Source organism: Aliamphritea ceti, from assembly GCF_024347215.1.
GTDB lineage: Bacteria > Pseudomonadota > Gammaproteobacteria > Pseudomonadales > Balneatricaceae > Amphritea > Amphritea ceti.
Genome location: NZ_AP025282.1, coordinates 2,132,288 through 2,154,696, shown reverse-complemented (window position 1 = coordinate 2,154,696; position 22,409 = coordinate 2,132,288). Strand labels below are relative to the sequence as shown.

Sequence of the window (22,409 nt, the reverse complement as noted above, 5' to 3'; positions counted from 1 at the left end):
ACTGGATTTAAACCAAGTATCATCATTAACACATTCGAGAATTATGCATACTATCGAGAAAATAGGCGGTACATCTATGTCAGACTACCCGTCTGTCAGAGATAACATTATTCACAAACCGGGGAATCAGAAAAGTCTCTATCAACGGGTTTTCGTTGTCTCAGCGTATGGCGGTATTACAGATAAACTGCTCGAGCATAAGAAAAGTGGCCAGCCCGGTATTTACGCACTTTTTGCCAGCAGCATGGAAGACAAAAGCTGGCTACAGGCGCTCGAACAACTTAGATCTGAGATGTATGCCATCAACCATTCACTCTTCGGTGAAAGCAGCTTGCTAGCCCTTGCCAATGACTTTATTGACGAACGGTTACAACAAGCACAAAAATGCCTGACCGACCTGTACAGTCTGTGTATGCATGGTCATTTCGCCCTGAATGCGCACCTTGCCACCGTCAGAGAGATGCTCGCCAGTATTGGCGAAGCACACAGCGCATGGAATATGACAGAGCTCTTGAAGCGAGATGGTATCAACGCCTGCTACATTGACCTGACCGGTTGGAATACTGAGCAGCACCTGCCGCTGGATGATCGTATTCGCAATGCATTCCAACACATAAATCTCGACAATCAACTGCCAATAGTCACCGGCTATGCACACAGTGAAGATGGCCTGATGTCTTCTTTCGACCGCGGTTACAGCGAGATGACTTTTAGCCGTCTGGCCGTTTTAACCAATGCACGGGAAGCAATCATTCATAAGGAATTTCACCTTAGTACTGCAGACCCTCGCCTGGTAGGCGAAGAAAATGCAGTACCAATAGGCCGGACCAATTATGATGTCGCTGACCAGTTAGCCAACCTTGGGATGGAAGCTATCCACCCTAAAGCGGCAAAAGGCTTGCGACAGAACAGCGTACCACTGCGTATAAAAAACACTTTTGAGCCAGAACACACCGGCACATTAATTACTGGCGACTATGTTAGCGATACCCCCTGTGTTGAAATCATCGCTGGCCGAAAAGGCGTCTATGCGCTTGAGCTATTCGATCAGGACATGGTGGGCAATATAGACAATTATGATCAGGAGATCATGGCGCTGATTAAGCGCTTTCGGGCACATGTTATATCCAAAGATATGAACGCTAATACAATAACTCATTATCTGGCCACAAACCTGAAAACAGTTAAACGTATACAGTCCGCACTGCAAGAGCGTTTCACTGAAGCAGAACTTGACCAGAAAAAGGTCGCGGTAGTCTCTGCCATCGGCAGTGATATAAAAGTCCCCGGAATGCTGGCAAAAGCAGTCTCCGCAATCGCCAATGACAACATTAGCGTACTGGCAATCCATCAATCGATGCGACAAGTAGATATGCAATTTGTCATTGAAGAAACTGACTATGAAATGACCGTAAAAAGCCTGCACCGTGATTTAGTAGAAGTACACGAACATGGCAATGCGATCTGTATAGCTGCTTATTCCACAGCACATATAAACTAAGCCGGCTTAGTGTTTTATCTGGCCCCATTTATCCAGTAGCATGTAGGGCCTGAGCAGGTTAACAAAACATAAGGGTGATTATGAAAATCTTTGGCGCAATCGTAGCAGTATGTCTAGCGATTTTTTTGTTTTATCAGGCACATAGTATTGAGGGAATTACTCTGGAACGCCTAGGCTATATCGCTGCTGCTGTTATCCTGATCGTAGTGACAATTGCTGTTTTTGTGCCAAAAAGACCTGACGAAGACAGATAGAAGCACCCTTTGAGCCCTAAATATAAGGCACTTCTGTTAAGTGCCTTTACATCATCACACGAGCTCTACTGAAAAGCTCTACTGAAAAGCTCTACTGGAAAGCTCTACTGGAAAGCTCTACTGGAAAGCTCTGGTCGAAAGCTTTACTGAAGAGATCTATCCCAGACAATAATCACTCACAACTCCCACAATGCGCGGTAATACCATTAAAAATAACCCAAAAGCTAGACAGTATTAATATGCCGGTATGCTTACCTTCTCTGCCCTTCTCTAACTAAATAATACTTACACCGACATAATTATCAGGCACTGCTCTGTTTGCTAATCCATATATCACTGCTGTTCCAGAACAATAAATCGTTGACAAAACATTCGCACTAAAACTAAAGTGCCACCAACACTGACCGACCGGTCAGTTTGTAATTTTCTACTGTAGCGCCAAGTAATAGAGAAAAGTGGTAAAGAAAGAGCATGGATAAACGAGAACAGATACTGAATATAGCCACCGAGCTTTTCTCTGAGAACGGGTTTGAAAAAACACCTATATCAGCCATTTGCGAAGGCGCTAATGTTTCAAAAGGCCTGGTTTTCCACCATTTTAAAAATAAAGATATTTTGCTTAGAGAGATCTTCGTCAGAACCACAGAAATCATCGGAGAACTGAATAGGGAGCAGGCAAGAATATCTGACCCTAGACAGCGATTAGCTGCCCTCATAGAGTCGATTTTCGCCTCAATGATTGAACACCGAAAACTATATCAGTTTAACCTTAACGTATTGCTACAACCCACAACGAGAGCAATTCTAAGCGATCTGATAGAAGAAAGAGCAACTATGCTGCTTGAAACAACAGAAGATATTTTTAGCCAACTATCAAAAGACAATAGCCGGGTTCTTAGCCATTTGTTTATTGCTGAAATCGATGGCACCGCTATGAATTACTTGTTCTCTTATGATGCATTTCCTCTGATGCTTATTAAAGATGAGTTAATAAAAAAATACAGCTAAGCCGCATGAATTATACGTGCTTGCTACCTATAAATTTATTTAAATTACTGACCGGACGGTCGGTTAGTTTAACTATCAAAAAAACAGCCTTTCTATCTCGACAGGCTTTAAAGGGTCTGAAACTTTAACAAAGCTCTTTAGCAAACGATGAAAAGGTAACCATCACTCTAAAAATTTGAGGTTCTCAATTGAATATATCAAAGCAAGAACAACGCATATTGCACATTCTCGCTCTTGGTGGCTCGGTTCATTACCTGCGCAGAGAAAGCGGAAAAATCTATGAAGTCACTTGTTACACCCGGGAAGGTAATGCCCTTTCCGGATGCACGCTTAATACTTTCAAACACTTAAGACGTAAAAAACTGATCAGCTCGATAAAAAGCCAGCCCTATCGCATCACTAAATTAGGCGCCAGCTCTGTTCAGTCACAAATGATGCAGCGATAACACTGCTGGCCCATTATGTTTAAAACCAAGGCTATACGCCTACACAAAAGGAGATTTTTCTAATGAAAACACCTTACCAAATACAATTCGAAGCCTTTGCTGCTGCTGGCGGCCTGTACGATGAGCGGCACGCGAAACTATACGCAGAGTTTGCAAATGCTCTGATTGAGGATGGTAGCTTTTCTATCGTACATGAGGGCGTGGCACACGCCTGTTACACCCCTATTCGCATAGACTCAGTCCCACACTTAACATGCTATGTGCTAGCGCCTTTGGCAGTACTGCCTGAATATCAGGGCAAAGGTTACGCTACCAGGCTAATGGAAGAAGCCGAAAGCCAACTGGATGCTGACGTAATCTTTGTTATGGGTGAACCACACCACTACGGCAATCGGTACAACACTCCTCACAAGGTGAGGCCTCCTGTTAAAACTATGGCCCCTCTGGAATGCTGGTTTGCACGTGAACTGACGCCAGGTGCTTTAGACAACGTAGGAGAATCCACGTCAAGCATCACCGGACCTTACGCCGCACCGCTTATGTGGGGACACCCAAGCGAACAGGTATAAATAAGGGGCGCTATTGCGCCCCTTACAATCACAAAAATTATTTATTAAGTAAGTAAAAACTTAGCCCCGCACAGCCCCAAATACCAGCATTGCTTCCAGTGTTAAAAACTGAAACTCCAGACTCCCCTTACCCCAGCTTAATACAGTCAATACTGAACGACTTAACCTGATATTTACTTCTTTCTGGATATCATCTCACCGAACACTCAAGCGCCGGGATAAACCCCTACAGGTTAGCAATGAAAAAAATATTAGCTGTACTTACTGTAATCTTAACTCTGACGTTCTATACAGCTCACTCGTTCGGTGAGGGCTGGCTTACAGACTGGATGGATTCGTCTCCTGAGACCTTGATCACAACAGTTAATCACGACTTCGAAGGCAACGTCATTATTATCGGGGCTGGCGCGGCTGGTATGGCTGCGGCGACAGTGCTTGAAAAGAATGGCATTGATTATTCCATACTGGAAGCAACTTCACGTTATGGAGGCCGGCTGGAACAAAACACTCGTTTTGCAGACTTTCCTATCGACCTGGGAGCAGAATGGATTCATCAGGATAAGAGTATTCTTAACCGCCTGACTGGCAAACCAGAAACCTCTCCCGCTTCCAGAGAACTAATTCGCTACTCCCCTTCCGATGTGTACTCACTGGACGACGGTGTTTACGAAAAAGTACCCTCTTATTTACTCAAGCTGATCCAGTGGAGTTACCCGGAATACAAATTCAAAAATTCAACATGGTTTTCTTTTGTACAAGAGCATTTCGCTAGTCATGTTGAAAGTAAGATTATCTATAACTCACCGGTTACAGCTATTGATTACTCAGGTAATAAAGTGATCGTCACAACCCTTAACGGACAGCAATACCTCGCTGATAAGGTTATTTCAACCGTTTCCATTGGCGTTCTGAAAGCAAACTACATTCGGTTTATTCCTGAACTGACGCAGCAGAAACAAGCAGCTATTCAGTCAGTAGCGTTTCTGCCAGGCTTTAAGCTTTTCTTAAAGTTTTCTAACAAGTTTTACCCTGACGCAATTGAAGTAGAGACCAATAGCGGAGAAAAAACCTATTACGACGTTGCCTACCAAAAAGAAGCGGAGGACAAAGTATTTGGCTTACTATCAACAGGAGAATCGGCTGAGTATTATTACAGTCTGGGATCAGAACAGGCGATCGTGAATGCGGTACTCACTGAACTGGATCAACTCTTCGACGGCAAGGCGAGTGCTTCCTATAGTGGCGAATACCTGATGAAAGACTGGGGTAAGGCTCAATTTACCCTGGGCACATGGACGGACCAGTATAAAGACGAAAGCCTGATTGAAGCTCTTCAAGCCCCTCTTAGTAATAAGGTGTACTTCGCAGGAGAAACCTTTGACCGTTACGGGCAAAATTCAACTGTGCAGGGCGCTGTTATTTCCGGTTATTCAGCTGCTTACCAAATTCTCGAATAAAGAATTCCTTGAAGGAAATAATGACGACCCCGATTTCACAAATCTGAGATCAGGGTCTCATTATCTTTATAACGGCCTTCTGAGGCAGTACGAGGATAATACTTAGGCCGATATTTAATCTGCTACCTAATAGCAATTTTCTTTTTATTCCGCCTGAACAGATGAAGGGAAAGTAAACTCTACAGAGCCCCTTTTATTTGCTGAACAATATATTCAACTGATACATCATCCAGATTACTGTTAGAAAGATAACTGGTCCCTTTGGGATAACGAATAATCATTCCCAGAACCGTTTGCTTTATCTCTGTAATATCCTGCCATTTAATCGTTTCATTCACATGTTGCGAACAAGTATTGATCCCTTCTTCATCGACATGGATAGTGACTTTGCTCTTATAAGATTTACCTAACATCTGCCGCCAAAGCCACCAGGTTTTATGATATCGGGTGCTAAAAACTTCTAAAGCCCCCAATGAAATCACAAAATAAGCAATATATTTGCTGATCATATCAGAGGCTAGCAGCCCTACACCAAGTACCAACTAAATAGCAGCCCGTCTGTATTTCATTAAAGACGGATCTTGTACTACCGATTGCTCATAACACTCACATAAATACGTCTTACTTAGTGTAAAAGACGTGCTAAAAGAATAATTCTCTGTCATGTTTCACCTTGATTTACTCCCGACCAGCAACCAGATCAGAACGAATCAATCATCATCCTGCATAGCCATTGAGTACTTACCTGACGCAAGCCCCGCCAGCCTCTCTACAATGCACGCTTCTTCTACGCCTGATAAAACGATTGATTCCTCGTCAGGGCAGAATATGTACTCAGATTCAGAGCCATCAAACTTTATCTTCCCAAGAATGCGACCACTATCACTAATGCAATCAAGTTCTTGCTGAATGGGAAAGAACAACACCATGTTGAACCTCTTGTTTAATCATATCTTTCGGTGAATGAAATATCTGAAGCCCCTGCAGATAAAGGAACGCAGCAATAAACACAACAGAAGTGTTTGCGTGTCACTTCCTTGAATACACAACCAATGTATTGAAGGAATTTAAAACGAAGACAACGCCAGGCTGTAGCCCCAATATTTCGGCGGGCATTTTAGCACTAATAATGAAGTTAAAACGAAGACAATATTACAAGCCTCGTATTACGGGGCCTGAAATCAATCTTTTAGCACTAGACTGAAATTTCTACAGGGAAGGGATAATAAGCCCGCCAAGTGATTCGGCGGACTTATGGTGCATTTATTCATGCAATGAGGCTGTTACTTCTGCTCAATCATAAAAACTTCAAAGAACTGTTTTAGTTCATCGTGTGCCGTAACAGGTAAGATACTGGCGATATGCTGATCAGGTCTTACAATCACCAGACAGCCAGCGGATCGGTCAATACCGCGCAGATCATAAATATCATTGCCTTCTTCAGCGTGAAACACTTTTTCGTAGTCCCGCAACCCATACTTTCCTTTTGCCGGCCACAAATAGTCATGCAGATCATGCATCGACAAATCCCGTTGCTGGAATACAGCATAGGTATCAAAGACTGAATCAACATCTGCATCCTTCGGCGTGTATTTATGCACGGGTGAAGATACATCGTTAGCTAAGAAATCAATGAATTGATATACATCTGACGCAGGATCAGTAGGGAGTTGAGTGCCACCAAATATGAAAATGCGCCAGCGACCATCAGCCTTTACAAGATGCCCCAAATGCTGGCTTCTGCCATCCGCTACGCGAGTGGCTTCAGCCGAGTGGAAACGTTGACCAATTTTAAAACCAGTGGCTAAGTTTTGGTTTTCCTGCCCAGTGGAAATGTATGACGGGAAGTACTCGATGGAAGTCCCGGAGACAAAACCGCTTTGGCGTTTCATGAAGGCTTCGATCTTAGCTGTGTCGACTTGTGCCTTCTCAGAGTCATCGCCTGCAGTTGGTCGGGTAGCAACCAGTTTGGACAACTCACGGTCAGCGTCAATCAACTGCTGTGCCACTTTACGTCTCTCTGTTCCGTAGGTACTCAACAACTTGGGATCGCTTCTGCCCTGAAGTACAGCGGCCAGTTTCCAGCCCAGATTGAAGGTATCAGGCAATGAGGTATTCAACCCCCAGCCGCCTTTGGGACTGTGCGTATGACAGGCGTCACCAGCGACAAATCCACGGGGAATAATATTATCTGGGCTACCTGCGGGGCGATTATCAAAACGCTCAGCAATGCGTTGGCCTACCTCATAGACGGACCACCAGGCTACTTCTTTCACATCCAATGTGTAAGGGTGAAAAACCTTCTGAGCTTTGGCGATAAGATCTTGCTCGGTCAGATTGGCATCCCTTACACGTTTATCTTTACCCAGCAGATCCAGCTCTACATAGAACCGACACAGGTAGCCGCCCTCCCGAGGGATAGTCATCACAGCACCGTGATCTTTAGACTGGATAAAGCTCTTAACGCGGATATCGGGAAAATCGGTTGTTAGCAGGATATCCATAACACCCCACGCTTTATTGGCAGAATCACCTTCTAAAGGTATATCCATGCTTTTTCGAACGCGGCTTCTGGCACCGTCACAACCCACGATATAACGCGCCTTAACTGTTTCGGTCTTTCCTGCTCCCGAGTCATCGGTTCTCCTGAAAGTGGCGGTTACAGGGTAAGCATCGAGATCCTGAGCGAGACTTTCGTCAATATTCATCTCAACCAGTTCACGGCTGTAATGAGGACTAAGGTGACTGACCGATCTTTCCATACCATCAACCAACAACTCATGCAGACGCGCCTGATTAACAATACCGTGTACAAATTCAGATAACCCGGCGCGGGCATCAGCAATCTTATGCGTGAGTTTAATGTTTGCAGGGTTGGCTTCGTCAGGCTCCCAAAATGTATTTTGTTTCAGCTGATAGGTCTCTTTCACTACCATTTCACTGCTATTAAAGGCCTCCATGATCTCCATTGTACGGCAGGAAATACCATCTGCGCGTCCAAATAACAAAGGACCAGGTGCCATATCAACAATGCATGTTTTAATGTCAGTAAACTCAGACAGCTGTCGCGCCATGGTCAAACCCGCAGGACCGGTGCCTATGATCAGAACATCCACTTCATCAGGCAGATCCACAGTCGCTGGTGTGGGATAAGGCTCTCTGGCCTCATCAGGAACTTGGTAATTGCCGGGTTTGAACCCATTCAGATGATATTGCATTCAGCGATCCTCACAATTTATAGATCACTGTTAAGGTATCTATAATTAATTAACATGTTAACAATATTTCAAATATTACGACTCGATGCAAGAACATTTTGATAAATTACAGCTAAGGTATATGGGTTATCATCGCGATGACTTTCTTGTTATCGACATCAAATGACCGGTAAAGAAAAGCCAACAGTCCGCTTCGCACTGCGGACTCAGTGTATCCTTGCAACACACTTCTACCAGTTGTCACAAACAACTTCACGAAGACATATTTAGAATAATTATTACAGCTTGGCGCGTAATTAATAAGAGGATCATTCGGAGATAATTTACTCTCGAAACCCTATAAACCGGGGAGCGCAGTTAGAAATACTGCTGAATTAACCTGGTTCTAATTACTTCAAACCACTTATGATTGGGGGGTTATAACGAAGACAAAGCCAGGCTGTAGCCCCCCCAGAAATTGGCGGGCATATTAGCACTAAAGACAAAATTAGAATGAAGACAATCTGAAAGCCCTTAATTAATCGGCTTAAGAGCATTCCAGTCGCTTTAGTCTCTTGAAATTGGCTTTATCACCAATAATATTCAGGACACGATGTCATGAATACACAAGAGTGTCGATCCGCACTTTACTATCTAAAACTGCCATCTGAAACTGAACAGTACTCAGGATAATCAGTGCAGGTAATAAAATAGCAGATAGACCACCAGCAATATCGCTACCCAGACAACCATGGTTTCAGTTGGCCATAGCTTAGCGAAGTAGCCCTTTGGCTGGCCTGCCTCTGCATCATATGAATTCTGTACCATTCGTTTGACTGAAAGGATTACAGAATTTTCAACGCTGACATAAGCACCGTAGGTTGTGCTCGCCACCCGTTTCACAACAGCCGGCGCAAGCTTACGGTAGAACCAGTCAGCATCGAGATTGGTCGATGGTAGCTCAGGCGGATACATATTCTTCAGGTTCAGCCATACAAAGGCGAGTGCTGAGAAAAACAGCAACTGCAACTGAGTTAACACGTGGGTAACATCATAAGGCTGATAGTTATGCTCCCACGGTAACAGGGCATAAACCGTCTGGGCCGGGAAAGTACCTAAAACAACACAGGCTACTGCTGCCAACGTCATGGCGATAAGCATGTTTTTAGGCGGTTCTGTTGTACGGATACCTGAATCGTGAGCAAAGAATGCAAAGTAAGGGATCTTGATGCCTGCGTGGTGGAATACACCTGCAGCAGCAAACAACAACAACAGCCAGACCACATCATAGCCTTCGGAAACAGCTGCGGCCATAATCATCGACTTAGATACGAAACCGCTGAACAGTGGGAAAGCCGAGATAGAGGCAGCACCGACAATACAGAGCACCGTGGTTTTGGGCATACTTTTATATAAGCCACCCAGCTCAGAGCCGTTGATTTTACCTGTCATGTGCAATACCGCACCCATGGTCATCATCAGCAGGCCTTTAAAGATAACGTCATTAAAGGCGTGTGCGACGGCACCATTTAAAGCGAGAGCAGTACCGATACCAATACCCACTATCATAAAGCCGATCTGGTTGATCAGACTATAAGCAAGTACCCGGCGAAGATCATTCTCAATCACGGCAAAGAAGATCGGGAAACACGCCATTGTGACGCCGATCCAGACCAGAATTTCCTCACCCGGAAAGCCACGGGCAAAGGCGTATACCGCTACCTTCGTTGTGAACGAAGCTAAGAAAATTGTACCGCTTGGGGTTGCCTCAGGGTAAGAGTCCGTTAGCCAGTTGTGCATAAACGGGAACGCACACTTGATACCAAAGCCAAAGAAAATTAACCAGGCCCCTAGCTGGGCTATACCTTCATGTTGCAAGCCGATGTGAGTGAACAACAAACTGTTATTTACCTGGGCGAAAATCAACAGGCCTACGAGCAACAGGACGCCAGACAATATCTGAATGATCAGGTAGCGAATGCCAGAAGAGTAAGCACGATCCGTCCGACGGGCCCAGATCAGAAATACCGACGTCAGCGCCAGCAATTCCCAGAAGATAAACAGCGTAAGCAGGTCGCCTGCAAACACGGCGCCGACAGCACTTGCTGCATAAGCCAGGCCAGACACATGCTGCACTGTATCTTTAACATGCAGCGCATAAATAACAGCAATCAATGAAGCGAGATGGAACAGGTAACCAAACATCAGGCTGAGTTTGTCTACTTTTACCGGCTCCAGAGCATACCCCATAAACTCGAGGGACCAGAACACACCATGGTCCATCCCCATCAGGTTTATAGCCCCCAGAATCGGTGCCACTATCATTATCAGATTACGCAGCCAGCCCCGCAGCACAATTGCCGCCAGAGCACCTAGCAGCAAAGGAAGAAACGGTATCACACTATTCATCGTAGTAATCTTCCCCACGCATCAGGTACTTACGCATCTCTGTAGCAATAAGCACCAGAACAACACAACCAATAAAACCATAGATGGCATAAAATGCCGGGATGTTCTCCCAGTCGTGATAAATATGCCGGTGCACCATAAAATCAACCAGGACTAACAGGCCGCAGATAACATAGAAAACTCTTAACATTTTTTTAACGTTTTCCGGCTTATCAAACCAGCCATCTGAATCATGATTATCAGACATCTAGCCCTCCCCCATATTCGTTGAAACGCTCGTATCCGTTGAAGCTGGCATGTCGGTTGAGACTCCCGGGATCAGATTAATAAGATCGACCAGGGGCTGAAGATAGAAAAACAGTGCAAGACAACCAACAGAAGTGATCGACAGCGCAATCAGAATGGGTAACGGCGCTTCCTTAGTTTCTGACCAGGACCATGGCTGAGCACCTTCCGCAGGCTTGCTGAAAAACGCCTTGATCGGAATCGGTAACAGGTAAGCAATGTTCAGCAGGGAACTTATCATCAGCACTGCCACTATGATGAGTTTATCCGTCTCTAACGCACCAATGGCGAGATACCATTTACTCCAGGTGCCTGCCATCGGTGGTAAGCCGATAATACTGATGGCACCGATAGCGAACGCGGCAAAAGTAATCGGCATCTTGCGCCCCAGCCCCACCATATCACTGATGTTTTTCTTATGGCTGGCGACCATGATGGCACCGGCACAGAAGAACAGCGTGATCTTACCGACCGCATGAGTCGCAATATGCAAGGCAGCACCAGCACTGGCGATGGAAGATGCGAGCAATGCACCGACCACGATATAACTCAGCTGACTCACTGTTGAGTAAGCCAAACGGGCTTTCAGGTTATCCTTGGTCATGGCGATACAGGATGACAGCAGTATGGTCGCCGCACCGATATACAACATGAGATCGGTTGTCGCCAGATCCTTCAGACCTTCAATACCAAAGATATAGATAACAATCTTCAGAATGCTGAACACACCGGCTTTTACGACCGCAACTGCGTGCAATAAGGCACTTACCGGGGTAGGTGCAACCATCGCAGCGGGCAGCCAGCGATGGAAAGGCATAATAGCCGCTTTACCCACGCCGTAGCAGAACAGAACAAGCAGAACACTGAGAACCACCTTATTATGGGAGTCATCAAAAATACCGCCAGCCCGGAAATCCAGCGTTCCGGTCAGGACATAGGTACCCAGCACCGCGAATAGCAGGAATGCAATTGAGGTACTCAGCAGAATGCCCAGGTAGACCCGCCCACCCTGCTTCGCCGCATCGTTGCCGGCATGAGTTACCAGAGGGTAAGTTGAAAGCGTCAGTACCTCATAGAAAATGAACAGCGTAAGCAGGTTACCTGAAAAACAGATGCCCATGACTGAACTGATTGCCAATGCAAAACAGCAGAAGAAGCGCGTCTGGTTTACTTCATGATGGCCGCGCATATATCCAATGGCATATATGCTGGTAACGATCCACAGAAAGCTGGCAACGATAGCAAACAGCACGCCTAAAGGTTCAACATTAAAGCTGATACCAAGCCCCGGAAATATCTCAACCACATCTAATTGAAGAGCAGTTCCTTTGAAAGTGTAATCAGTAATTGCCAGAACAATACTGAACAATATGACGGCTGTTATCAGCGTCACCGCTTCACGCAGGTTAGGTAATTTCCCCGTCGCAACAACCAGTAGCGCACCAATAAAAGGAACACAGATAGATAGCGCAATTAACTGCGCCGGTTCGAATGCCTGCCAGAGATTCATGATGAAACCTCCTGCACTACAGTGTCTGACATCTGGCCTTCCAGCGCTTTACTTACTGACATACTGTCAGCTTGGAAAAGCCACTCTGCAGCGCTATTCGCCGCTTCAGTTGTCAAGGACGTATCAATGCCGAAATAGATATTGGCAATCACAAGCACCCACATCGGAGCCAGCATCAGCCAGGAAACTTCTTTGATGTTTTTCGAACCCTGTGATTCCGGCAGTTTTTGAAAATAAGCCGCTTCAAGAACCCGGCCAATATAGACAACCGCAAACAGAGAACCGAGCAATACCAGCGCTGCTACAATCCAGTTATCCTGCTCCAGCGCTGCTGTCACTAAATACCATTTGCTAACAAAACCAACGGTAAGCGGCACACCAATAATACTCAGCCCAGCGATGGCAAACGCCGCCATTGTCAGAGGCATTTTCCTGCCCAGCCCTGCAAACGCTTTGATATCGACAGAACCAACGCGATAAAACACTGCCCCCACAGCCATAAACAGGGCACCCTTCATCAGCGCGTGGTTAAAGATATGGATCATACCGGCCATGAGCCCCGCTACACTCACCAGGCTAAGCCCAAGGATCATATAGCCAATTTGCGCAACACTGCTGTAGGCAAGTACTGTCTTAACGTTACTTTGTACCGTTGCCATATAGGAGCACTTAAAGATAGCAACAACCGCCAGCACCATCAGGATCAGACCCATCCCCATATCAACAAAAACATGCTCAATGCCGAAAACAGTGAAGATAAAGCGGATCATGACGTAGACCGCCACTTTCGTAGCAGTACTGGACAGAAATGCTGACACTGCCGAAGGGGCATGGGTATATGCCGGCGGCAACCACATATGTAACGGGAACAGTGCAAGCTTGATACTGACACCCACCATAATAAACGCGAGCCCGGTATTAATCGTACGACTACTGTCGTATGCGTCTATTCTGACCGCCAAATCCATCATGTTCAGGGTGCCGGTTTTCATGTAGAGCATGCCAACACCGATCAGGATAAAGGTCGCACCGATAGTACCCATCACCAGATAACGGAATGCTGCTGTCAGACAACGCCGGTCCGAAGCCAAACTCACTAAGGCATAGGTCGCCAGTGAAGAGACTTCCAGGAATACAAAGAGGTTAAACGCATCGCCGGTTATCAGAATGCCTGAAAGACCTGCAAGGCATAGCAAGTGTGCGGTATAAAAAAGCGAGTGATTTGCAGCTTTCACCTCTTTCTCTATGCTGTCTTTTGAATATACCAGCACCAGAGTAGAGATAGCTGTTACTGCTAATAAGACAAAGGCATTAGCAACATCAACCCGTAACTCGATTCCCCAGGGCGGCGCCCAACCGCCAACGGCATAGCTGAGCACACCATCAGATAAGGCTGCTGCCAGCAATTGCCAGGAGAATATAAATGCCAGACCACTGACCAGGGTGGCAAAGCCCCAGGAAAGTATTGACCGGCCCAGAAGAAGTGCAATAGGTGCTGCGATCAGGGGCAGTATTATAGGAAGCGCAGGCAAATGTTGTTCAAGCATCAGATCGCATCATCCTTATTATCAAATTCATTCTCTTCAACAGTGCCATAAGCGCGTTTAATCCGGACAACCAGTGCAAGACCCACCGCCGTTGTGGCAACACCCACAACAATGGCGGTAAGAATAAGAACGTGAGGCAGAGGATTAGAATATTCAGTAACCCCTTCAACCACGATAGGAGCAGTACCTCCGCTGACTTTACCCATGGAGATATAGAGCATGAAGACAGAGGTCTGAAAAACATTCAGGCCAACAATTTTCTTAACCAGATTGTTCGCTGAAATAACAATGTAAAAACCGGCCATCATCAGAAATACGACGATCCAGTAGTTGTAATAATCGAGAATAAAGTTCACTGGACGTTTGACCTCTCAGCCTGACTGCCAAAGGCATAGAAAATATTCAGCATGACCGCAAACACGGTAAAACCCACCCCCAGCTCAATAATGATGATGCCATAGTGCTGACCGGCTATCGGGTCTGCGGCGAGTTGGTTGTAATCAAGGAAATTCCCGCCCTTATACATGCTGTACAAACCGACACTGGCATAGAGCAGCACGCCAAAAGCAGCCATCCACTGTAAGAATTTTGGCCCGACTACGGCAAACGCTTTAGGCAGCCCGAAAACCAGGGCATACAAAATGAAAGCAGCTGCCGCAATTACGCCTGCCTGGAAACCTCCGCCAGGGCCGAAATCGCCATGGAACTGGACGTATAAGGCAAAAAGAATCACCAGGGGAATAATGACTTTGGCAACCACGTGCAGCACTGTGTGTGATTCAAGGCCCGATTCATGGTCTTTTTTCTGCTTACGTCTTACTCCCAGCAGAGAGAAAACGCCTATCAACGCAGCGAACACTACGACCGTTTCCCCCAGCGTATCGAAGCCGCGATAACTCGCTAACACCGACGTAACCATATTAGGTAAGCCAACCTCTTTCGGTGACTCTTCTATATAACGTGGTGCGACATGCTGATGCACCGGGTTATTCGGATCTCCGAAAGGAGGCATATCGAGGGTGCCATAAATTAACGCCGCGCCTGTAACCAGAACAACAAACAGCGGCAATAGCTTAGAATGCGTGCTCTTTTTCTCTTTTCTGCCAGTCAGCGCCAGCGTACCGAGCATCAGAACTGTCGATATACCAGCCCCCACTGAAGCTTCAGTAAAGGCAACGTCAACTGCATCGAGATTCACAAAAATCAAAGCGGACAGGAAACTGTAGATACCGAACAACATTACAACGGCAAACAGGTCTTTTAGGAAAATGATCCGCAAGGCGGTCAGTGCAAGCATTGCCAGCAGCACCAGATCAATAAACTCTGCCATTACTGAGTATGCTCCTGTTTATCTTTCGGACGGGTTTCTGCCAGAGTAAGCAATCCGCCATGACGGGCAGCTTTTGCCAGTGCATGGGAGGCTGTGGGGCTGGTCAACATTAAAAACAGCAAAATAAACACTAGCTTGGCCGTATTCAGATCGAATGAAGTTTGTAACAGTAAACCGCCAATAATTAAGATAGCGGCGATAGAATCGGTGACACTGGCTGCGTGTACCCGAGTGAAAAAGTCAGGAAATTTGAACAGCCCGACAGCACCGCTCAATCCAAAAAATATCCCTGCGAGAAGCAGTATGCTACTGACAATGTCCAGGAAAAGCATGGCTTACCACTTATACTCAGTTGTTATTCAATTGGTGAGGTATATTCGAAGAAACGAAGTACCGCGACCATCCCAATAAAATTTATCAGCGCATATACAATGGCAATGTCCAGAAAGTCCGGTCGTCCCATCAAAAATCCTATAACCGCGATAAATAAAACGGTCTTGGTGCCGAACATATTGACCCCAAGGATACGGTCATAAACCGTAGGTGCTTTAAATGCTCTGGCCAGGGCAATCGCCATGACGACCAGAATCGCAATACATACTGCTGCCAGAATACCTGTCATTTGCTTTCGCCCCAGATGCCTGCAATCTTCTTTTCCATTGCACCTTCTTTCAACTCATCAATAGACGACTTGTGCAATGCATGTACAGTTATCTCACCCTCTTCCAGATCCACACTTAAGGTACCGGGAGTCAGTGTAATTGAGTTTGCATAAAGGACACGGCTACTTGGCGGAACTCTGTTTGCGCTTATTGTTGCTATAGCTGGCGACACTTTGTCCGGTGAACCCCAAATTAGCTTCGTTACGTGGATGCTGGAACTGATAATTTGCCCGATCAGCCAGGGAATATAGCGAATCAGCCGAAGGCTTGTACCGATCTGACTGGACTCATTTTCGACCTCATCCATTCGCTTCAGTACAAAGACAACAACAACCACTGATATGGCACCGAAACTCAGTAATAACGGCTCGATGAATCCGGAAAGCAACAACCAGAATATTGAAAGTACTGCCGCCCACTTAACGATATGCATGTAATATCGCTCCAATTTATTCCCGATGTGTTTCTTGTTTTGTTCAGCAAAGGTAACCGACCTTAAAGGCCTTCAGCTCCCCTTCTTGATGGTAGTCCACTATGAGTGACAACCAACAAAACAGACTTTTATTCTTCGCAAAAACGCTCTCTGAAACTTCAATAAGCCTTTAATCTTTCAATCCAGTGCGGCTTATTCGTTATTCCAGAACAACTATATGACCTAATATTGCGATTCAACGAGTGATAGCTCAATAGAGATTATTTAATTTTATTGATAGGATAATCCTATCAATATGAAATTTATACTCCTGAGAAGTTACCAATATGGCCCTGAAAACACCTACCATAAAACAGTTGGAATACTTTGTACGCCTGGCCGAATCCACCACTTTCCGTGGCGCAGCAGAGCAGCTCAAAATCAGTCAGCCAACGCTGTCAGCTCAGATCTATAACCTGGAAAAAACCTTAAATCTGACCCTGGTTGAACGTAGCCGCAGCGGGGCTACTCTAACCCCGGCAGGCAGGGATATACTGGCTAACGCCCGTCAGGTTCTTGAGGAAATGAATGGTCTTCTTGATCAGGCAGCGATGATGAACCATGGGCCTGGGGGAACCTTCCGTATGGGAGTATCACCCACCGTCGGCCCCTACCTGCTGCCACATATCTTACCGGGATTACATTACACCTATGAATCCCTTAAACTTTTTGTAAGGGAACACACACCTAAAGCATTAGAGCTTGACCTGCTTGAGGGACGACTGGACCTGGTACTGATTCCAAGACCATTTAACAACCCTCGTCTGACGACAGAAATATTGTTTGATGAACCACTAAAACTGATAGCACCAGAAGATCATCCACTGGCTAAGCTGGAAAGAGTCAGATCCAATAATCTGAAAGGTCAGAATATACTTACACTGGAAAGACAGTACAGTAGTTATCAGCAGATGGAAGTTCTCTGTTCCGACCTGGGTGCTACTATCGCCAGGGACTACGAAGGAAGCAGTCTGGATGCCCTGCGACAGATGGTGATCATGCAGATGGGATTAACTTTCTTACCCTCACTTTATATTTATTCTGAAATTCACCAGCCTCAAGGGTTGATCGTCAGGGATATTGAAGACCTGAACCTGCACCGCACCCATGTACTGGCCTGGCGGCAGAACTCACCAAATCGAGGCTTTTACAGACAATTAGCAGAACTTATACGCTCATTAGTGAAAACCAATCTATCTGATGCCAAACTAAGTTTTTGAGCATAGAACTTCAAAGGTTTTCGAAACACTTCATACGTGACGATACCGCTCAGGGAGACATCGGCGATGCGGTAAGGCTAATCGCATCAGGTCTTTCTTTTTGCTTTATTTATTAAGTTAGCAAAAAACAAGACCTGACCCAGTCTGTTTCAACGGCCGAGAAGATAAAAACCTTGATAAAGCGTTCCATCTGAACAATTAATACACAAGCAATAAAGAGGAATGACGTCTTCTTTGTGCCAGAAGCGGACATTAACGCCCAAATCATGCGCCGCTGAATGCGGTCGCATGGATTTTTTTGTTAGCTTCGTTTTACCAATTAATCTGTGAATCTGATATATCGGTTGTTTTTATTGTATTGTTGAAAGTGACAGAACCTTTTTCTACTCTACCAATATCACCAAAAACAATTTCTACAGCTGAAACAACCCCATCATCAATTGCCTTTTGTGAAAAAACAATATTGTGAGCAGGCTTGTTAGATTTAGAATCAGATTTATCCCATGCTATTGAGGGGTACAATATTGCTATATTATCGTGAACTGGCTCAATTTGATTCCCTCCTGGACCAGGCTCTAATGAACCATCGTTTAGTAGCTTTTCAGAAACAATTGATGTTAATTCGTAGAAGTGTTCTGTTGGGGATCGAAACCAACTATCAAAATATTTATTTATATAATCGTAGAGACCAATATCTGATGTTGAAATCGATTTTTCTCCAACCCCATTGAATTCACTATTTAATTCAGCTTTCGTATATCCAATGATTTTTGCAGATACCCTTTGCTCTACTTTCCATTTGGATAGAGCAATCAAATCACCTTCTCTTGGATTTATTTCAAATAAAGCTGCAGAAGGATCAACAGAGCAATAAAATACTGAATTACCGTTATAATTGCACCGACCTTGAGGGATCTTGACTATTTCCTTCGGTGGGTAACTTATTCTAGAAACGTCACTCGGTTTCTCTTCAACCTTATTTGCCCGATATACATACTGATCAGTTGTAACAACTCTCGCTATATGGGGGATACTATTGATTAGTTCAAAGAGATACTGTTTCTTCAAATCACTGCTTTGTGATCTGTCGATTTTCTTTATGTTATCTCGAACTTCTTTCTTTTTTGATAATTTCTTCATTGTTTGACTATAAGCTAACGCCCGCGTCAACTGCCGGAGGTCAGATTGAACGCGCTTGTTATGTTTTGCATAGTAGAGGCCAGCCATTCTCTAACCTCCAAATACGCTCTAAATTTTTAGCATGCAATTCATAGCTGGCGTCTATATCTATTAAATTTCTATCATCGTGTTCTAGAACAAGGTATGAGACACGCCAGTTGTCTAGATTATTTAACGACGATTTGCATATAGATAAGCAGCCAGTTCCCTTGCCACCATTAAAATGTTGATGAATGCGTCCACGAATACCTAATGACTTTCCTGCAATTCCGTTATACACCAATCGAAACTTTTTCTTATCTTTTGATTGTTGGTTAATTGAACAGATCTTTGGTAAGCCCTCATGAAGGCTCATCATAGAGCAGATATCAATCGCGCCTTTATCATCTGAACTAGTACTCGCCTTTAATTCATCATCATTATAACTGGTATAAATCCAATATAGCCCTGCAGATTTAGTTGGAGGGGAATTGTCTATCTGTAAATGATCCCTAGAATTCTTAGAAATAGAAAGCAGTCTAGTCTTCCTTATAGGATCAATCTGATTTAGAAATTCTCTACTCATTCAATCTCTCTCAAAAAAACATAACGCCCTGTTAAGGGGCAAATTGTAGTTGGCTAAAATGTGAAGCGGAGCGGAACCAGCCAACTGTAAATTGTCCCGCTTTAACAGCTTGTTATGTTGGTTTTACTTCACTACATGCAAGTGTATCCAGTACAGTTAATATTAATAATATTACGTTTATATTTACCGTTGCGCTCTCTTGTTCATAAATATATCGCCAATCAACAAAAGCATTGGAAATGGTTTTTATATGGTCTTTAAAAAGTGTTTTACTTTGAATTTTAAACTCAACACTCTTCTCTTTGGTTAATTTATTGATTTTGTCTTTGAGTTTATTTGGCAAGTGTTTAAACAGAGAGCTTAAGCTATGAATTTCTTCGGCTTTGCCATAGATGTTTTGGAGTGTTTTTAAATACATTTCACATGCAAAAGCTGAATTAACAACAAATGGTGACAAGGCTTCTTGGCTAAAGGGAGGTTTGAGTAGACTTTTTGAATGTATATCCCTAGCTATTGTTGCAAAAGCTCTAGCTTGTTTAAACATTAGTGTTGATTGACTGAATTCAACATACAAGTTTTTATCTTTTAAAAACTGAGTATACCTCTTAGCATTTTCTACAGGATCACCTGAATCAGGAATTCTGCCAATTTCCTTATCTTTATCCATGATTTTCAAGTATTTCACATCATTCATTGAATGCACCAAATTTAACTACAAACATAACGCTTTTAGCACGCGATTGGCGTAGCTACGAAGTAGCGGAGACAATTCGCTGTGCCTAAACTTGTTAGAGGTTTACCCATAAAATTCATGCTCAATTTTGAGCTCATTCCCAACTCTTTTTAAAATATAAACCCTCATTGTCACAACACCATGGCTAGGGTCTTTATATTTTCCCCTAAATATAAATAGTTGATTATCATCGTCTCCGTTTTGATAAACTTCAATATCACTTAGGGCTTCCCAAACATGATTTGGATGGCTGCTAGCAGAACATGGCTGATAAAAACCTGCAGAGTTTGACCAATATTTACTATGAACTTTTCTCTTCGTAGCCATGTGAATATCAAGGCTTCGTTCTTCGTATTCTTTTTTAGAAATTATTTTAGCTTCTAATTTTTCAACTTCAATAATCTCTGAATAATAACTATTAACAACTGCGATTACAGCATCTTCAATAGCACTATAGATATCAGGCAGATTTTCTATTCTCTTTACCCACTCTAGGGCTTCATTAATATTCATACGTACCTCTAACGCCCAAAGCAGCGGCGCGCGTTAGCGCGTCCAGCCCGTAGGGCGATGCTGCCTTTGCTTGTTAGTTGCTTAGTGGTGAACATTGCGCAAGGCCTCCCAGAAGGAACGCTGAACCCACCATTTATTAGTGCCCGTAGTAATTTCAGATGCTTGCCGACCAAGGAAACCAGGCTGAGTAGAATATTCTCCGGCCAACGTAAGCCCCAAGTCTCGATCAATATTGAAAATGCTAGCAAGCGCGTCGGCTCGAAAATAATCGAGCTCGCTATCATTGGCCAAAATCGATTCTAATACTGGTAATACTTCGGAATAACGACCGTTGCCCAAGAAATGAATTGCATATCTTCTTAGCTTCATGTCGGGAGACTGAACTTCTTTTAGAACTAAAGGCACGACTTTATCTCCAGCGAGAATCAAAGGGTCCATTAACATGTCTTCAGCCTGATCCGTTGTATCCTGAAAATCAGCATACGCCATCTCGGCTGAGTGAAATATCAGCGGCACTCTCATCAGAACTGGCGTAACCAATATAAGCATAACGATAAAGACTGGTAATACTACTTTTTTAAACACATGAACTCGATGTCTAGAGGCGACTATCATTTTAATACTGAGCTGGCTTGGTTTGTCGTTTTAGATATATCTATTAAAGATAGATAAACATATGAAGAGTAAGGAAAAATAAGAAAGTGTCATTCATTCTCTTCCATGAAAACGTGCCAGCGTATATTTCTGGGATGCTTGGCACAGTATCCCAAGCAACTAATCTGCTAATTCATTGATAATGCAATATTTTGTATATATTTCCAACAGGTTTTCGAGCCTACCTATCTGTCAAAACGAGCCATCATTTTGCAAGTCACCAAATATACTGTACGAATATCCATAATTAGGCTGCTGTCGACCCACGAAGAAAAGTCGCCGTTTATGTCTGCTTCTGGCACAAAACAGTCATGTGGATTTAGTCTTATCCAACTTCTGCTTTGTGCCAAAAGCAGTCATCTATAGTTGCGTTTACTTAGACTCTAAACGACTGTGAGTTCAGTGGATCGTTGCAACTAATAAGCACAATTACTGGTATCCGAAACATAATTTATCAAAAGAGCTTCTCTTTTACTTCACACTCAGAAGCATATTTTTTGAGCTGGGTAGAATTATATTCACCTACAGACTCACTTAAGAATGACCTAGTCATCCGAGGAAGTCCTGGCCCAGCGATAATATACTTATCAGGTATCTCAGCAGCCTCAAGATCTTCCACCATCCACGAAGTATGTTTCGCTAAGTGACAACGCAATTCATCATCACTTTCTAAACTCAGAACTTTGGTGTTCAGAGAAACAGTTGAAGAGTTGCACATTAAGCCGATCAAGTCATATCCTGCGTCATTCGAGCTTTGAACATAATGCCAAGTTACAAAACTTGAAAGTGAGGAACATAAAAACACTAAACTTATGAGTTTGATTCCTTTCATTTGAATTCCTAGTAATATTTAAACGTTAAAAATGCTATTCCATATTTCAAAGTCAGCCTCCGACAC

At 44.1% G+C, this 22,409-nt stretch carries 23 protein-coding genes; 6 read left to right on the top strand and 17 right to left on the bottom strand.

The window, feature by feature from the left end; translation table 11 throughout:
• Nucleotides 1-43: 43 nt before the first annotated feature.
• The 5 genes from OCU49_RS09885 (at nucleotide 44) to OCU49_RS09865 (ending at nucleotide 5,235) form a co-directional block, all read left to right on the top strand.
• Entirely contained in the window at nucleotides 44-1,501 is a 1,458-nt protein-coding gene (locus OCU49_RS09885) for an aspartate kinase (RefSeq protein WP_261844814.1), read from the top strand.
• 725 nt (nucleotides 1,502-2,226) lie between these two features.
• Nucleotides 2,227-2,763, top strand: coding sequence for a TetR/AcrR family transcriptional regulator (locus tag OCU49_RS09880; protein ID WP_261844813.1), 537 nt, complete (start codon nucleotides 2,227-2,229; stop codon nucleotides 2,761-2,763).
• Between the two features lie 188 nt (nucleotides 2,764-2,951).
• Nucleotides 2,952-3,209 (top strand): YjhX family toxin, encoded by a 258-nt coding sequence (locus tag OCU49_RS09875; protein WP_261844812.1) that lies wholly within the window; start codon nucleotides 2,952-2,954, stop codon nucleotides 3,207-3,209.
• A gap of 62 nt (nucleotides 3,210-3,271) precedes the next feature.
• A complete protein-coding gene (locus tag OCU49_RS09870) occupies nucleotides 3,272-3,778 on the top strand; it encodes a GNAT family N-acetyltransferase (RefSeq protein ID WP_261844811.1) in 507 nt (168 codons plus the stop codon).
• Nucleotides 3,779-4,017: 239 nt separating this feature from the next.
• The gene (locus OCU49_RS09865; RefSeq protein WP_261844810.1) at nucleotides 4,018-5,235 is read left to right on the top strand and encodes a flavin monoamine oxidase family protein; all 1,218 of its coding nucleotides are present in this window, start codon (nucleotides 4,018-4,020) and stop codon (nucleotides 5,233-5,235) included.
• A 179-nt stretch (nucleotides 5,236-5,414) separates the two neighbouring features.
• On the opposite strand, the gene OCU49_RS09860 is transcribed toward OCU49_RS09865, so the two are convergent.
• The 11 genes from OCU49_RS09860 to OCU49_RS09810 form a co-directional block, all read right to left on the bottom strand.
• The gene (locus OCU49_RS09860) at nucleotides 5,415-5,648 is read right to left on the bottom strand and encodes a YcxB family protein (protein ID WP_261844809.1); all 234 of its coding nucleotides are present in this window, start codon (nucleotides 5,646-5,648) and stop codon (nucleotides 5,415-5,417) included.
• Between the two features lie 870 nt (nucleotides 5,649-6,518).
• Nucleotides 6,519-8,453: an FAD-dependent monooxygenase gene (locus OCU49_RS09855; RefSeq protein ID WP_261844808.1), complete on the bottom strand. Its 1,935-nt coding sequence runs from the start codon at nucleotides 8,451-8,453 to the stop codon at nucleotides 6,519-6,521.
• Nucleotides 8,454-9,125: 672 nt separating this feature from the next.
• Entirely contained in the window at nucleotides 9,126-10,841 is a 1,716-nt protein-coding gene (locus OCU49_RS09850; RefSeq protein WP_261844807.1) for a Na(+)/H(+) antiporter subunit D, read from the bottom strand.
• Entirely contained in the window at nucleotides 10,834-11,088 is a 255-nt protein-coding gene (locus tag OCU49_RS09845; RefSeq protein WP_261844806.1) for a hypothetical protein, read from the bottom strand. Before OCU49_RS09845 ends, OCU49_RS09850 begins: the two co-directional genes overlap by 8 nt.
• Nucleotides 11,089-12,636, bottom strand: coding sequence for a monovalent cation/H+ antiporter subunit D family protein (locus OCU49_RS09840; protein ID WP_261844805.1), 1,548 nt, complete (start codon nucleotides 12,634-12,636; stop codon nucleotides 11,089-11,091).
• Nucleotides 12,633-14,183 carry a monovalent cation/H+ antiporter subunit D family protein gene (locus OCU49_RS09835; RefSeq protein WP_261844804.1) on the bottom strand — a complete coding sequence of 517 codons (1,551 nt, stop codon included), beginning with the start codon at nucleotides 14,181-14,183 and terminating at the stop codon, nucleotides 12,633-12,635. The genes OCU49_RS09840 and OCU49_RS09835 overlap by 4 nt, the downstream gene beginning before the upstream one ends.
• Entirely contained in the window at nucleotides 14,183-14,539 is a 357-nt protein-coding gene (locus OCU49_RS09830; protein WP_261844803.1) for a cation:proton antiporter subunit C, read from the bottom strand. The genes OCU49_RS09835 and OCU49_RS09830 overlap by 1 nt, the downstream gene beginning before the upstream one ends.
• Nucleotides 14,536-15,513: a DUF4040 domain-containing protein gene (locus tag OCU49_RS09825; RefSeq protein WP_261844802.1), complete on the bottom strand. Its 978-nt coding sequence runs from the start codon at nucleotides 15,511-15,513 to the stop codon at nucleotides 14,536-14,538. The genes OCU49_RS09830 and OCU49_RS09825 overlap by 4 nt, the downstream gene beginning before the upstream one ends.
• A complete protein-coding gene (gene mnhG / locus OCU49_RS09820) occupies nucleotides 15,513-15,845 on the bottom strand; it encodes a monovalent cation/H(+) antiporter subunit G (protein WP_261844801.1) in 333 nt (110 codons plus the stop codon). Before mnhG ends, OCU49_RS09825 begins: the two co-directional genes overlap by 1 nt.
• 23 nt (nucleotides 15,846-15,868) lie before the next feature.
• On the bottom strand, nucleotides 15,869-16,135 hold the full coding sequence (locus OCU49_RS09815; protein ID WP_261844800.1) for an MrpF/PhaF family protein: 267 nt from the start codon (nucleotides 16,133-16,135) through the stop codon (nucleotides 15,869-15,871).
• Nucleotides 16,132-16,608, bottom strand: coding sequence for a Na+/H+ antiporter subunit E (locus OCU49_RS09810; protein ID WP_261844799.1), 477 nt, complete (start codon nucleotides 16,606-16,608; stop codon nucleotides 16,132-16,134). The genes OCU49_RS09815 and OCU49_RS09810 overlap by 4 nt, the downstream gene beginning before the upstream one ends.
• A gap of 326 nt (nucleotides 16,609-16,934) precedes the next feature.
• Between OCU49_RS09810 and OCU49_RS09805 the strand changes: the two genes are divergently transcribed.
• Nucleotides 16,935-17,867, top strand: a complete 933-nt coding sequence (locus OCU49_RS09805; RefSeq protein WP_261844798.1) for a hydrogen peroxide-inducible genes activator — start codon at nucleotides 16,935-16,937, stop codon at nucleotides 17,865-17,867.
• Nucleotides 17,868-18,179: 312 nt separating this feature from the next.
• Here OCU49_RS09805 and OCU49_RS09800 read toward each other — a convergent pair whose 3' ends face one another.
• The 6 genes from OCU49_RS09800 to OCU49_RS09775 all read right to left on the bottom strand — a co-directional run bounded on the left by OCU49_RS09800 (nucleotide 18,180) and on the right by OCU49_RS09775 (nucleotide 22,343).
• On the bottom strand, nucleotides 18,180-19,094 hold the full coding sequence (locus OCU49_RS09800) for a hypothetical protein (RefSeq protein ID WP_261844797.1): 915 nt from the start codon (nucleotides 19,092-19,094) through the stop codon (nucleotides 18,180-18,182).
• A complete protein-coding gene (locus tag OCU49_RS09795; protein WP_261844796.1) occupies nucleotides 19,066-19,611 on the bottom strand; it encodes a hypothetical protein in 546 nt (181 codons plus the stop codon). The genes OCU49_RS09800 and OCU49_RS09795 overlap by 29 nt, the downstream gene beginning before the upstream one ends.
• Before the next feature lie 112 nt (nucleotides 19,612-19,723).
• Nucleotides 19,724-20,305 (bottom strand): hypothetical protein, encoded by a 582-nt coding sequence (locus tag OCU49_RS09790; protein ID WP_261844795.1) that lies wholly within the window; start codon nucleotides 20,303-20,305, stop codon nucleotides 19,724-19,726.
• Nucleotides 20,306-20,407: 102 nt separating this feature from the next.
• On the bottom strand, nucleotides 20,408-20,857 hold the full coding sequence (locus OCU49_RS09785) for a hypothetical protein (RefSeq protein WP_261844794.1): 450 nt from the start codon (nucleotides 20,855-20,857) through the stop codon (nucleotides 20,408-20,410).
• A gap of 81 nt (nucleotides 20,858-20,938) precedes the next feature.
• Nucleotides 20,939-21,442 (bottom strand): hypothetical protein, encoded by a 504-nt coding sequence (locus OCU49_RS09780; RefSeq protein WP_261844793.1) that lies wholly within the window; start codon nucleotides 21,440-21,442, stop codon nucleotides 20,939-20,941.
• A 523-nt stretch (nucleotides 21,443-21,965) separates the two neighbouring features.
• Entirely contained in the window at nucleotides 21,966-22,343 is a 378-nt protein-coding gene (locus OCU49_RS09775; RefSeq protein ID WP_261844792.1) for a hypothetical protein, read from the bottom strand.
• Nucleotides 22,344-22,409: the final 66 nt, after the last annotated feature.